Raw genomic sequence first — 14069 nt, 5'->3', positions numbered from 1 at the left:
AGCTATTAATCACCCGAAAGCAGATTCTACAGCACCACCATCTATACGTACGTTGGTTCCGTTTACATAACTGGCATGTTCAGAACACAAGAAAGCTACAACGGCAGCAACCTCTTCTGGTTTTCCTCTACGTTCCATAGCAATATGTGGTCTTTTATTTTTTACGAACCATTCTACAGCTTCTTTAACGGAAATATCTTTTTCCTTGGCCAAATCTTCCATCATAGCATCTGTCATAGGAGTTTCAATGTAAGCGGGCGATATACAGTTGAATAATAGATTCTCTTTGGAATAGGCTCTGGACAAACATTTTGAAAGGTTTATAATAGCTGCTTTACAGGCATTATATGGGCTTTCATCTACATAAGGCTGAAAAGCATTTTCACTGGCTACCATAACCATACGACCCCATTTTAGTTTTTGCATTTGTGGTACAAAGGCACGTGCCACACGAACGGCGCCCATCAAGTCAACTTGTATGGTTTTCATCCAATCGTCATCGGTCAGTTCTAAAAAATCACCAGCTGCGCCTCTTGCTCCCGCCGAGTGAAAAACAATATGTGCGCCCCCAAATTCGGTTTCTACCTTTTTTGCTAGATCCAAAACCTCTTGGTTCTTAGAAATGTCAGCGGCAATACCCATTACTTTGGCACCGTCTTTGGTATCCTTTTCAACTTGCTTTACGGCATCTTTTAAATCCTTGCCATTCTCTCTATCGGATAAGATGATATTTACACCTTCTCTCGCCAAAAATTTAGCGGTTTCTATTCCTAATCCTGAATCTCCTCCTGTTATGAGGGCTGTTTTTCCTTTTATATTTAAATCCATTGTAATCGTTTTTAATTTGTACTTATTTAATTCAATTTTTTATACTATCCGTTTGTGGTAAAACCAGGATAGCAAGTCATTCCACCATCCACGAAGATGGTAGTTCCGTTTATATATTCAGATTCGTCCGAAGCCAACCAACTGGCCACACTACCAATATCCTCTGGTACACCAATCTGTTTGTAGGGTATAAGTTTTAGCATGTTCTCTCTGCCTTCTTTGGTACTCCAAACATCTTTATTGATATCTGTTTTAATGGCACCAGGAGCAATACTATTACATCTAATTTTATGAGGTGCGTAAGCTTGGCAGATACTCTCCATCAACATTAATAGTCCTCCTTTTGACGCTGCATAATTTGCATGACCCGCCCAAGGGATTTCTTCATGTACAGAACTCATATGAATAATTTTCCCCAGGGAGTTGGAGACGTCCTTACGTATACCTCTGCGCATGAACTCAATAATAGCTTCCTTGGCACATAAGAACTGTCCCGTAAGGTTTACGTCTATAACTTTTTTCCAAGCGTCTAATGGCATTTCGTGCAACGGATGGTCTATCTGTAGACCTGCATTGGGAACGCAGACATCTACAGTCCCAAAGTGGTTGATAGTCTTTTTAAAAAGCTCTTTTACATCTTCTTCTTTACTAACATCACCATGTAGAACTATGGCTTCGCCAGATGTTGAATTTTTATTAATCTCATCCGCTACTTCTTCTGCAGCTTCTTTTGAGCTTCTATAGTTCACTACAATATTGGCACCTTCAGCACCCAAGGCTTTTGCAACGGCGGCACCTATACCACTACTAGAACCCGTTATAATACAGGTTTGATTTTCGAGTCTATTGTTTGGTTTTTGCATTTCTTATGTAATTAGATGATAAAATTACATTGGTAAATACTGAGAGAATTGTCCGATACATAAAATTCATAGCTCAATGCAATTAGTGGTAAAGTGATTGTAGTCAGGTGGTTCACTTTTGTTTTAACGACATTAATTTTCGCTATCAAGTCTATATAAGGAATTTGGTTGCCCTTAATTTGTGAGAGCGATGATAGTTGCTATCCTCGCCTTAAATATAAAATGAATAACAAAATATAGAATGATGATAAAACCTAAAACGGAAGTACCCAAATTAGAGCTCCCTCTTATAAATGATGCCAGATGGAATTTGGCCGCTCAGAAAAGTGAAACATTTACCATCCTTGTTTTTTACCGAGGATTGCATTGTCCTGTTTGTAAGAATTACTTAGAAGAACTAGCGAAGAAATTAAAGGATTTCACGGATAGAGGAGCACATGTTGTTGCTATAAGTAGCGATAGTGAGGAGCGTGCTAAAAAAGCAGGTAAGGAGTGGGATGTTCCCGGATTGCCAATAGCCTATGGACTATCTATTGAGGAGGCTCGCAATTGGGGGCTATTTGTTTCTAAAGGAATAAAAGATTCAGAACCAGATATGTTTTCTGAGCCCGGAGTTTTCTTGGTAAGACCAGATAATACTTTATACGCTAGTGCAATACAGACCATGCCTTTTGCAAGGCCTAATTGGAAAGATATTCTGAATGCTATTGATTATATAGAGAAGAGCGATTATCCAGCTAGAGGAGGAGAATAGGTTTTAAAACCTGACAGTTTAAGATTTTATTAGTGCAAATAATCTCAATATGATAATAGGCACATTCAATTTTATATCTAGGTTCTAAACTAAGAATGTATTTCGTAACTTTAGGTAGGAGGGCTACTACATTCCCTTTTGTGAGGCAGAGAACCTACTAAATTATAAGGCTTATGGAACTGGATTATAAAAATTATCGGAAAGTAAAAATCTATTTTAACAAGGTCTGTAGGGCTTTGACAAATCTTGAAAAACTACAGGAAAGGTCATCACTGTCTTTTGGAAATGCTCTACTGGTATCACGAGTACAGGAAATGCAATTAGTGCAGGCGCAATTGGTCAGTTTTTTTATAGATCCCAATTTAAAATTGCCGTACGTACCGGCTTCCCGCTGTAAGGCCTTAACCACTTGGTATATGGATGACAAACTATTCTCTTGTAGAAGTTTGAGTTCTTTTAATGCTATGCTGATAAAAGAGGATGAAAAGGCTCTGAAAGAGGTAGGTTATATTACTGACGATTTGCTTTTGTCTTCTGCTTTAAAAACGCTGTTTGAAGAACACAGAGAAAGATTAAAAAAACTTAGAATTACTAAAGACATTTTAAACGAATTATAAATGGACGAATACACAGGGTTGAAATACGAGAAAATAGGCGAAGGAAAGAAGACCATTGTGTTCGTACATTATTTTGGAGGTGATGCCGGAAGTTGGAAATGGCTGGCTAAAAGACTAGGTAGAAAATATACCTGTATCATGCTAAATTTACCAGGTTTTGGAGGGACAAGGCCTCTTGCAGAACCTTCCATTTACGGCATGGCACAATATATAAATGTCTGTATTGATGAGTTAAAACTAAAAGACTATATACTTTGCGGGCATTCTATGGGTGCTAAACTGGTACTTTATGCCGCACAGATTAAAAATGCTAATCTACCCAGTAAATTAATGTTGATAGCCCCATCGCCACCTACGGTAGAAAACATGCCTGATGAGGAACGCAAGCGCATGTTGAATCACCCAGATCGAGCCGAAGCTGCAAATACGGTGCATAATGGTATCAAGAAAAAATTAGGTAAGAAAAAGTTGCTATACGCCGTCAATTCTCAATTACGGATCGAGGAGACCACGTGGAGATGGTGGTTGAACGTGGGCATGAAAAATAATATTGCCGAACGTGTTAAGGGTCTGGATATTCCAACAGATGTTATTTTCTCTAATGACGACCCCGTAATATCTACAGATGCCATTTATAATGAGGTACTTCCTAATCTTAGCAGCCCTTCTACAGTGGCGTTAAGCAGAGTAGGGCACTTAATTCCTATGGAAGCACCGCGGAAACTAGCCAGAATCATCAAAAAAATTAACAAATAAGGCTTGCTAAAGCACCTATGCCGGCTAATTTGTATACCCAAATATGAGCCCTAATCACTGAAAAGGGCAGATATCGTCAACATCAAAAGCAAATAAGTTAATATATGATTGTTAAAAGTGTAGAAATCATGCGCTTATTACTGATCTTTGCCCTTTATGCAAAAGGAGAAAAGAAAAAATAGGGGATTGCGGCGCTTAGGACGAGTGTCCTTAGGGGTCCTACTTATATTTCTTTGTTTGGTACTTTTTATTAGAAGCCAATGGGGACAGGATATTATAGTTGGTAAACTTACTAATTACGTTTCTCATAAGACAAATACGAAGGTTGAGATAGACCGCCTGTTTCTTACTTTTTCAGGCAATGTTTTCTTAGAGGGATTGTATTTGGAAGATACCAAAGGCGATACGCTTATCTATTCTAAAAATTTAGAAGTCAACTTACCGCTAACACCTTTAATTTTTGGTAATGAGTTGAGCTTAAAGTCCGCTACTTGGGAAGGGCTTCGTGCACATATTAAAAGAGAAGAGGCATCGGAAGATTTTAATTTCACTTTTTTGGTCGATGCTTTTGCATCTGCAGATACTACAACAACTACTACAGATACTGCGCCTATGCAAATTAGCATTGGCGAACTGGATTTCAAAGATTTTAAGATTGACTATGACGACCAATTCTTAGGTATTGACAGTCACATTCAGCTTGGAGAGTTGGTATTGGATGCCGATGAAACTGACTTGGATAAATTAAGGTTTGAATTAGACGAACTTAAATTATCCAACACAGAGATTTTTTATAAACAGACCAAGCCTTTTGTGTCCGAAGATGCTACAGAAAGTACCATGCCATATTTTGCAGTAAATAATCTGCAGCTTCTAAATGTAAAAGCGGACTATAATTCGGTTCCTGATGCTATTACTGCCCAGCTAAATCTTCAGGATTTTATATTGGAATTACCAAAAGCAGATTTGGCAACGAATGATATAGAAGTAGATAGAATAGCACTAAAAGGCTCTTCATTTTTTCTGCGACTTCCCGCTGCTAATGAGGTGGTAGATTCAACCGCAACGAATATTTCGGATACTACTTTTGAGTGGCCTAAATTTTTGGTGAGTGCAGATGAAATCGATTTTAAAGATAATACGATCGTTTACGTCATGGGAACGGCACAGCCGGAAAAAGGCAAATTTAATGCGAATTCCATCTCACTTTCCGATTTTAAACTTCAGGCGAATGATGTAAACTATCAGCCTAAAAAAGTAAAAATAAATCTCAAAGCTTTTTCTTTTTTAGAAGAAAGTGGAATTGCACTAAAAAACTTGACATTCAATGCTAATGTAGATGATACCTCTGCTGCACTGGAAGAACTGCAATTGCTCGTAAACGAAAGTTCTTTGGCAGGACAAATGATATTGGATTATCCATCCGTAGAAAAATTGATGGATGCACCAGAGAAGACCCAAGTAGACATCAAACTAAAAGAGGTATACCTCAATTTAAATGATGCATTCACTTTACAACCTAAACTTGCGGAAAACACTTATTTGCAGGCAGCTTCAAAGCATTCGGTTCAAGGAGATGTTTCAGCACAGGGTACTTTACAGAAAATTGACATAAAAAATTTAGATTTAAACTGGGGCGAAACCACACGGTTTGCTGCCCAAGGAAACCTACAAGATGTAACGCAGCCAGATTCGTTGTACTTCAACTTTGACACCATTAAACTGAATACCGTTAAGGAGGATGTAGCGCAATTTGTTTCTGAACAAGAATTGGGTATTACGCTACCAAATACCATTGTTCTTAATGCTCAGGCAAAAGGAAGAGTAGATGATATAAGTGCCACAGCAGCATTAATTATTCCTGAAGGCGCTATTGCGGCAAAAGGGACCTACCAAGATGGTAATGAGATGCGTTTTGATGGAAACATAAAAGTAGACAGCCTTCAAATTGATAAACTGTTGAACAATCCGGAATTGGGCGTTGTTTCGTTCACTATGGATGCTTCTGGGGGTGGTGACATCAATAATTTAGATGCAAAAATTAAAACAGATTTCACCCAACTCATACTAAGTAATTATGATTTTTCAGCGTTAAAGCTGGAAGGTGATATTGAAAATGGAAAAGGGGTGGTTGACCTCTCTTTCAAAGATGATAACCTTAACTTTTTAGCCAAAACCAATGTTGTTTTAGATTCGCTAAGCTCAAAACTAGATTTAGATTTGAATGTTATTGGCGCTGACCTATATGCTTTGGGTGTTACAAAGGAGCGTATTAAGGCGGGGCTTCAGCTTAATGCAAAATATAACGGAAATGCCGAAGCTTATCAGATAGATGCCCAGATAAAAAACGGGGTAGCAGTCTATGATAACGACCAGTACCAAATGGGACCGGTTAATCTAAAATCGGCTATAGATAAAGCTAATACAGATGTTACGGTAAATAGTGATTTCTTGGTAGGGAGTTTAAAATCTAATGCTCCGCCAAAAGCATTGACCGACGCGCTAACCCGTCAATTTGAAAATTACTTTAAAGAGGCTACAGAAGAGGTAATAGCTCCAGATTCGGTACAGCTCAAAATGAATTTGAAATTGTCTCCAACGCCTTTCCTTACAGAAGTGTTTTTACGAGATGTGGACCGCTTGGATTCGGTTTTGGTAGAGGCAGATTTTAATGCCCTCACTAAGAAGTTGAATGCTAATTTACATGTGCCGGCCATTTCATATCAAGGTAGCTCTATAGATAGTTTGAATGCAAAAGTAACGGGCAATGCTACCAACCTAAATTTCACGGCAGGTTTTGCAGGTCTTGTATCAGACCCCATTCATATTAAAAGAACTTATATTGAGGGCGACCTGAAGAACAAAAAGCTATTTCTAGATTTTGTAGCTATGGATGATAGTGTGGCTATTGCAAAAGTCTCTTCCCAACTCACCCTTTCAAAAGATACTACGCTTATTCATATAGACCCGTCTAATTTGGTTTTAAACAAGAAAGAATGGTCCGTTCCAGAGGATAATCAGATTGCTATAGGGGAACAATTGTTGCGATTGAAGAACATGAAATTTACGCGCAATGAACAGTCGCTAACCATCAGCGACCAATTGCCTAATCAGGAAAAAGAGCATATCGGAATTGTTTTCGATAATTTTAAACTACAAACTTTTTTAGGGTTTTTAAATCCAGATGAAACTTTAGCATCTGGTTTGGTAAAGGGAGATTTAATTATAGAGAATCCTTTTGGTGCAACAGGCTTAGTGGCAGATTTTAAAATCAATTCCTTGGAGGCGTTACAAAATCCTTTGGGTAATCTTACCCTAAAGGCAAATTCTACCGGTAACGCTGCATACGACTTTAACCTTGCCTTAAAAGATGGTGGGGCAGACTTGGACTTAAAAGGAGACTATGCCGCGGCGGAAACAGGAGCTAAACTCAACTTAGACCTTGATCTGAACCGTATAGAACTAAAAACGCTGGAAGCTTTTACAGAAGGAGTCATCAAAGATGCTCACGGGGCATTATCGGGAAAAGTAAATGTTTCCGGTACTACAGCTTCACCCGAATACAATGGGACTATAAACTTTGCGGGTGTAGATTTCAATTTAGCAGAAGTGAATTCTGTTTTTAAAGTGACTGATGAGCAACTGAAACTGGATACTGACGGTGTGTATTTTGATAGTTTTGAAATCACGGATGCAGATGGTAGCGATTTTACGGTACAAGGTGCTGTACTAACAAAAGACTTTTTAAACCCTTCGTTTGATTTGAAGTTGAAAGCGGAAAACTTCCGGGTGTTAAATTCCACAAAAGAAGATAATGAGTTGTATTACGGTACGGCCAGTTTGGATGCAGACCTAAAAGTAGAAGGAGATTTAGACCTTCCTAAAATAAGTGGCAAACTGCGTGTCCGGAAAATTACGGACGTTACCTATGTAGTGCCAGAATCGCAATTAGATGTTGAGGAACGGGATGGCGTGGTACTTTTTGTAAACCGTGAGAACCCAGATGCTATTTTAACGAAAAACGACCAAGAAGAAACACCTTCCCTTTTAAAAGGAATGGATATTAGAGCGGTGTTGGAAATTGCCGAAGATGCAGATTTTCATGTAATTATAGATGAACGCACTGGAGATAATCTACAAATTTCCGGTGATGCGGCCCTGAACCTAAATGTTGAGCCCAACGGGAGGATAAACCTCTCCGGAAGGTATGAGTTAAAATCTGGGCATTATGAAACCAACCTATACAATCTTGTAAAACGGCGCTTCGAAATAAAACCAGGTAGTACCATAACATGGCTGGGAGACCCTACAGATGCTAAATTAGATGTTACTGCGGTCTATAATATAGAAACATCCGCAGAGTCCTTAATGTCTTCCGTTACTTCTAGTGAGGATGCTAGTGTAAGTTCAAAATACAATGAGGTCCTGCCTTTTATTGTATATCTCAATGTGGATGGCGAGCTTATGCAGCCAGAGCTATCCTTTGGGTTAGATATGCCTGAAGATGAACAGGGAGCCTTAAGTGGGGCCGTTTATGGGCGTGTTCAACAATTAAACGCACAAGAAGCAGAACTGAACAAGCAGGTCTTTTCACTGTTAGCTTTGAGCAGGTTTTATCCGGATTCTGGTAGTGACGGTAGCTCGGGAGGAACAGCGGCAATTGCTAGGGATAACGTTAATAAGGTGCTTTCTGGTGAACTTAATTCGTTCTCTGATAAAGTTTTTGGTAACACAGGTGTTGAGGTAGGTTTTGATCTAGACAGCTTTACAGATTACCAAGGAGATAGCCCAGAAGATAGGACGCAATTGAACATCAGCGCAAAGAAAAAGTTGTTTGATGATCGTTTGGTCGTGACAGCGGGCAGTGCCGTAGATGTTGAAGGTAGTGCGCAATCAGAAGATGAGGCGACGTCTATAATAGGGAATGTAAGCTTGGAATACACGCTTACCAAAGATGGTAGGTATCGCTTGCGCGGATTTCGTAAGAGTGAATATGAAAATATTATTGACGGTCAGTTAATAGTGACCGGAATGGCGGTTATTTTTAATAGGGAATTTAATAAATTCAGTCAGTTGTTCAACCCCGTTAAAAAGGATTCCGATAAAAAAGGAAAGAAAAAGAAAACGGACAAAGAGGAGAATCAACCAAAGGAAGACAAGTAATATGAAGTTGAGAACAACATCTATTTTTCGAGTTTTTATACTCCTCTGTTTAACGATTCAGTATGCGTGTAGCGTTGGAAAGTATATACCTGAGGACGAAATTTTGTTTAGCGGTACGGAAATTATAGTAGATTCTGAAGAGGAAAAACGGGCATTAAAACCAGTGGAACAAGAGTTGGAAACTTTGATTACCCCAGCCCCTAATTCAGATGTTTTAGGAATGCGCTTGGGACTTTATTACCATTATAAGGCACAGAAGAAAAAACCAGGTTTTCTCAATAAATGGCTGAATAAAAAGTTTGGTGAAGAGCCGGTGTATTTAAGTGATGTAAATACGGACCGTATGGAAGAGCTAATGCTAAACCGTCTTGATAATCGCGGTTTTTTTTACAGCAAAGTTGCTTCGGAAATAGATAGTACTAAAAAGTATGCTTCGGTTACCTATAAAGCTGAATTAGCCAAGCCCTATACTTTACAGGAATGGAAGATTGATAAGGATAGTCTGCCCATTTATGACCAAATAGAAACGGCAATGACCGGCACCAAGCTAAAGGCTGGTGAGCGTTTTGATTTAGAATTACTGAAGTACGAACGCGAGCGAATAGATACCCATCTTAAAAGCCAAGGGTACTATAATTTTAATTCGGACTTTCTCATTTTTGAGGCTGATACCAATCGCTATGATAATAGGAAATTCGATTTGTTTCTTCGGTTGAAAAAAGGAACGCCAAAGAAATCTATTGTTCCATATAGTATTGATTCTATTGCGGTCTACCCTAATTACTCCATTGAAAATGATAGCCTGCCTCAGCCTTCTGCAATTACTGAGGAAAACGGTATTTATTTTATTCAAGATGAGGAGTTTTTTAAACCTAAAAGATTAGAGCCTTACATACTTTTTGAAAAAGGAGGGTTGTACAATTCAGAAACTGCGCGGCTTACAAGTAACCGGTTAGCTGCCTTGGGGAGTTATAAGTTTGTGAACATCAGATTTAACGAAACAGATACCACTAATATTGAAGATAAAGGTTCGTTAAATGCAGATATCTTTTTATCGCCTTTGACAAAAAGGTCTATCCGTACGGAACTACAGGTTTTAACGAAATCCAATGGATACGCAGGGCCGGGAATATCTGCAACGTATAACAATCGTAATATATTTAACGGAGGAGAAACGTTTAGTCTAACAGGAGATTTTTCTTATGAAAGTCAAATCTCTGGAGGTGATGATGCCGGACAAACCAGTATTGCAGGCGGACTGACGGCCAATTTATTACTACCTAGGTTAGTGCCTTTTTCACCTAGCAGATTTAACTATTCCGTTCCCAAGACCAAAATAAGTTTAGGAGGCGATATTTTACTAAGGAGCGATTATTATACCCTCACCTCTTTTAATACTTCTTTTGGGTATACATGGAAGGCAAACAAGTTTGTTTATCACGAATTGAATCCTATTAGTATTACATATGTGAACCTTGCTGATACTACTGAAGAGTTCGAGGCAATTTTAGATGAAAACTCCTATTTGAGGAGTAGTTTTGAACAACAGTTTATCGCCGGTATCAATTATACTTTCACCTATAATGAACTGGTAGATGAGAATAAAGACCGGCCCGTTTATGTGTCTACAAGTTTAGATATTGCTGGTAATACCTTAAACTTATTGAGCGGAGGAAAGAGTTCCGTGTTTGGATTGGAATATGCGCAATACGCCAAGGCAGATATAGATTTTAGGTACTATTTAAAATGGGGTAAGGAAAGTGCTTTAGTAAGTAGGTTATATGCAGGCTGGGGTATTCCCTACGGTAATTCTGCTACATTACCTTTTGTGAAACAATTCTACTCTGGTGGACCATACAGTGTTCGTGCATTTGAAATTAGGTCTTTAGGGCCTGGTACTTTTGTTAGTGATGAAGATAGTACCAGCTCTTACTACGATCAATCTGGTAACCTAAGGTTAGAAGCTAATCTAGAATATCGTTTTCCTATTTGGTCTTATCTAAAAGGAGCATTTTTTGTAGATGCGGGTAATGTTTGGTTAACTAGCGAAGTAGAAATAGACGAGGATGATGATGAAGATAGTATTGCATTGAGTGAGGAGTTAATGTCAAAAGGAACCTTTGGTTCCGATTGGATGAAAGAACTGGGCATTGGAGTTGGTTTTGGGCTTCGGGTAGATATACAAAGCTTTGTAATCCGGTTTGATCTTGCTTCACCATTACAAGTCCCTTATAATGATGAGGGCGAACGATTGCGAACCCCTTTCTTTGGCGGTGGGAGCGGTAATCTGGTCTTTAATTTTGCTATTGGCTATCCTTTTTAATAACGAAAATACTCCTTCAGCCTGAAAATTACGGTGTTTTTATATGTCACTAGGTGAAAATAATAGCAAATAAACTTTACTTTTGCTATCTTATTAAAATCTTTCTTTCATGCTGGGTAATTCAGTTGCAGAAAAGTGAAGATAATTTGATTTCTAATGATTGCTTTGCGCTCCGTGCGATAATAAACGCTAGCAGTAACACTTCTTTCTATATTGATACATACCCTAACTTACGAGTCAAAAGCAATTAAAGAATTGACTATTGCCGATGTAGAAGTTATTTTGGCCACTGCTAAACAGTTTAATAGTCAGAATGATATTACAGGTTGTCTTATTTTCTATAAAAGAAGGTTCATTCAGATTTTAGAAGGTGACAAGAAAAAAATATATGACCTTTATGAAAAAGTCAAAAATGATAAACGGCACAAACAGGTTTATCTCTTGTCAGAAGATGCCATTGAGGAACGTAATTTTCCAAATTGGGGTATGGTCTATTATCCTATAGATGATAATGAAGCTAATAGAAACGAGTACGAACAGTTCAAAAGGAACCTATTATTATTAGCAGATTTAACGGTGCATTCTAATCAGACCGCAATTCTCTTTTGGAAACGCATGAAATTACTAATTACTACACCTCCGGATCATATATAAACTGGGTATAATACTTTGCTTCACGGAATAAAAAGCATAAAAAAAACGGCAATGAAATTGCCGTTTTTTGTTTGTACAGTTCTTTACAATTAATCAAATTGCTTTAATGATGCTCTTAACATCCAAGCCATTTGCTCATGAGCTTGTAAAATACCTGTTATAAAATCTGCAGTACCTTCATCATTATGAGCTTCTGCGTTGTCTCCAATACTTTCTCTAATAAACTTGATAACCTTATCGTGGTCCTTTAGTAAGGCGGTCATAAAGCTTGCGCTGTCTGTTTGATCAGGTTTGTTCTCTTCTAAATGAGACAATTCTAAAAATTCTTTTAGTGTACCTGGAGAATAGAACCCCAGCATACGGATACGCTCTGCTACTTCATCTATAAAGTTTTCCAATTTCCCGTACTCTTCTTCAAAGAATACATGCTTGGTATGAAAATCTATACCTTCTACATTCCAGTGTGCGTTACGTGTTTTAGTATATAATAAAAACTCGTCAGCCAATAATTGGCGCAACATTACTACAACTGCTTCACGATTTGACTTCTTTATGCCTATCTCGGCTTTTTGGGCTTCTTTAACCTCCATGATATTTTGTTTTTTAGATTCAAGTGCAAGTTACGGGCGAACTACTCTTTAAGTTGACCTGAAAAATTTATTAATTGCTTCAAAAAAATCAAATTTGAAATAATTATTTTGGCATTTTATTAGAGTATTTTTTTCTTCAATTAAGTCAATTTAAAATAGTATTTCTAGTTATTTTTAAAGTTAGAGATAAGGAGTATTAATAAGTAACGAAAAGAGATATGAAGACGTTAAACGACTTATTCGAGCATCAGCTTAAGGATTTATATAGCGCAGAGGTCCAGTTGATAGAAGTGCTTCCGGACATTGTGGAACATGCTAATGACAAGCGCTTAAAGCAAGCTATTGAAAATCACTTAGAAGAAACAAAAGAACAAAAAAATAGAATAAAAAATATTTGCAACAAATTGGATATTTCACCAAGCGGTGAAACTTGCCAGGCTATGAAAGGGCTCATCAACGAAGCAAAACATTTTTTAGAAGAGGTAGAAGATGATGAGGTGATGGATGTAGGTCTTATTGCAGAAATACAGCGGGTACAGCATTATGAAATTTCAGGTTACGGTAGTGCGGTTCGTTTTGCAAAAGAATTAGGATATAGACAAATAGCAAAAACCTTACAGGAAACTCTTAATGAGGAATATGATGCAGATAATACGTTAGAAAAACTGGCAGAGACCCGACTGAACAAGAAGGCTATTGGGGGAAACTCCTAATTGCTTATTTAATCCCTTGGTCTGCGGAGTATAGTCCACTAAAAATTTTTCTATCAATATAAAATGTGCCAAACGGGATAAAGCAGGCCAAAATAACCTTCCATGTTGTTGTACGAAATCTCCAATTTTGCTCAACCCCTACACTTAAAGTATTTATTATAAAAAGCAAGAATAGTGCTCCGTGTATTGGCCCAAGAGATTTGGTTAGACTTGGGTCTAAAAAGTAATACTTCATAGGAACGGCAATAAATACAAGAATCAAAAGAGAAATACCTTCTAAATATCCGATTATTCGAAGTCGGCCTAGTTTAGTTTTAAATAGATCTATCATAATTATCTAATATAAGGTCTGTTTGCTAGAGGTGAAAAGGGCCAGGGTATGGCTATCACAATTATAAAAAGAGCAATAGAGAACCATAGTAACATGGTCTTAAATTTTTCTTTATCAGTCATTTTTCGTTTCGCCAAAGAAGAACCAATAGTAAGTATTACAATGGCCGATAACATTAGGGTACTATGAATTGCCCCAAAAAATAAGCTGTCTATATGGTTTAGTGCTAGACTGAAATCCTTCCAAAAATATGTTACGACGGGACTTTTTATATAAAGTATAATACCAACAACTAACTGAATATGGGCAATGGTTGCAGTCCAATGTCTAGCCAGATTATCGGTCTTGGAAAAATGTAGGTTTTGAAAATAGCCTTTATAAGCCCTGAAAGTGGAGTACAGGATGCTAAAGAGTACAAACCAGCGGACTAGGGAATGTAAAAATGTGAGTGTTTGATACATTAATAATGAATTCAAT

The 14069-nt window shown here is 37.8% G+C and carries 12 protein-coding genes; 7 read left to right on the top strand and 5 right to left on the bottom strand.

What is annotated here, in order from left to right; all coding sequences use genetic code 11:
- Positions 1–9: 9 nt before the first annotated feature.
- Positions 10–828, bottom strand: coding sequence for an SDR family NAD(P)-dependent oxidoreductase (locus HW347_RS00615; RefSeq protein WP_214610035.1), 819 nt, complete (start codon positions 826–828; stop codon positions 10–12).
- Between the two features lie 44 nt (positions 829–872).
- Positions 873–1691, bottom strand: a complete 819-nt coding sequence (locus HW347_RS00610; RefSeq protein ID WP_214610034.1) for an SDR family oxidoreductase — start codon at positions 1689–1691, stop codon at positions 873–875.
- Between the two features lie 241 nt (positions 1692–1932).
- Here HW347_RS00610 and HW347_RS00605 point away from each other — a divergent pair, with 241 nt between their 5' ends.
- The 6 genes from HW347_RS00605 (at position 1933) to HW347_RS00580 (ending at position 11958) form a co-directional block, all read left to right on the top strand.
- A complete protein-coding gene (locus HW347_RS00605; RefSeq protein WP_317195295.1) occupies positions 1933–2445 on the top strand; it encodes a peroxiredoxin-like family protein in 513 nt (170 codons plus the stop codon).
- Between the two features lie 173 nt (positions 2446–2618).
- Entirely contained in the window at positions 2619–3062 is a 444-nt protein-coding gene (locus HW347_RS00600; protein ID WP_214610033.1) for a hypothetical protein, read from the top strand.
- Positions 3063–3818 (top strand): alpha/beta fold hydrolase, encoded by a 756-nt coding sequence (locus HW347_RS00595; protein ID WP_214610032.1) that lies wholly within the window; start codon positions 3063–3065, stop codon positions 3816–3818.
- A gap of 237 nt (positions 3819–4055) precedes the next feature.
- Complete coding sequence (locus tag HW347_RS00590) at positions 4056–8981, top strand: translocation/assembly module TamB domain-containing protein (protein WP_214610031.1); 4926 nt, start codon at positions 4056–4058, stop codon at positions 8979–8981.
- 1 nt (position 8982) lies between these two features.
- Complete coding sequence (gene tamL, locus HW347_RS00585; protein WP_214610030.1) at positions 8983–11304, top strand: translocation and assembly module lipoprotein TamL; 2322 nt, start codon at positions 8983–8985, stop codon at positions 11302–11304.
- 213 nt (positions 11305–11517) lie between these two features.
- Entirely contained in the window at positions 11518–11958 is a 441-nt protein-coding gene (locus HW347_RS00580; protein WP_214610029.1) for a BLUF domain-containing protein, read from the top strand.
- Between the two features lie 89 nt (positions 11959–12047).
- On the opposite strand, the gene HW347_RS00575 is transcribed toward HW347_RS00580, so the two are convergent.
- Entirely contained in the window at positions 12048–12548 is a 501-nt protein-coding gene (locus HW347_RS00575) for a Dps family protein (protein WP_214610028.1), read from the bottom strand.
- A 218-nt stretch (positions 12549–12766) separates the two neighbouring features.
- Here HW347_RS00575 and HW347_RS00570 point away from each other — a divergent pair, with 218 nt between their 5' ends.
- Entirely contained in the window at positions 12767–13261 is a 495-nt protein-coding gene (locus HW347_RS00570; RefSeq protein WP_214610027.1) for a YciE/YciF ferroxidase family protein, read from the top strand.
- Between the two features lie 4 nt (positions 13262–13265).
- Here the strand turns inward: HW347_RS00570 and HW347_RS00565 are convergent, their stop codons facing one another.
- Both HW347_RS00565 and HW347_RS00560 read right to left on the bottom strand, forming a co-directional pair.
- A complete protein-coding gene (locus HW347_RS00565; protein WP_214610026.1) occupies positions 13266–13592 on the bottom strand; it encodes a DUF3817 domain-containing protein in 327 nt (108 codons plus the stop codon).
- Between the two features lie 2 nt (positions 13593–13594).
- Positions 13595–14053: a hypothetical protein gene (locus HW347_RS00560; protein ID WP_214610025.1), complete on the bottom strand. Its 459-nt coding sequence runs from the start codon at positions 14051–14053 to the stop codon at positions 13595–13597.
- Positions 14054–14069 lie beyond the last annotated feature (16 nt).

Origin of the sequence: Zobellia barbeyronii (assembly GCF_018603515.1) — a bacterium.
Lineage (GTDB): Bacteria > Bacteroidota > Bacteroidia > Flavobacteriales > Flavobacteriaceae > Zobellia > Zobellia barbeyronii.
Note: the sequence above shows the minus strand (reverse complement) of the source record. Positions and strands in the feature narration are given on the sequence as shown.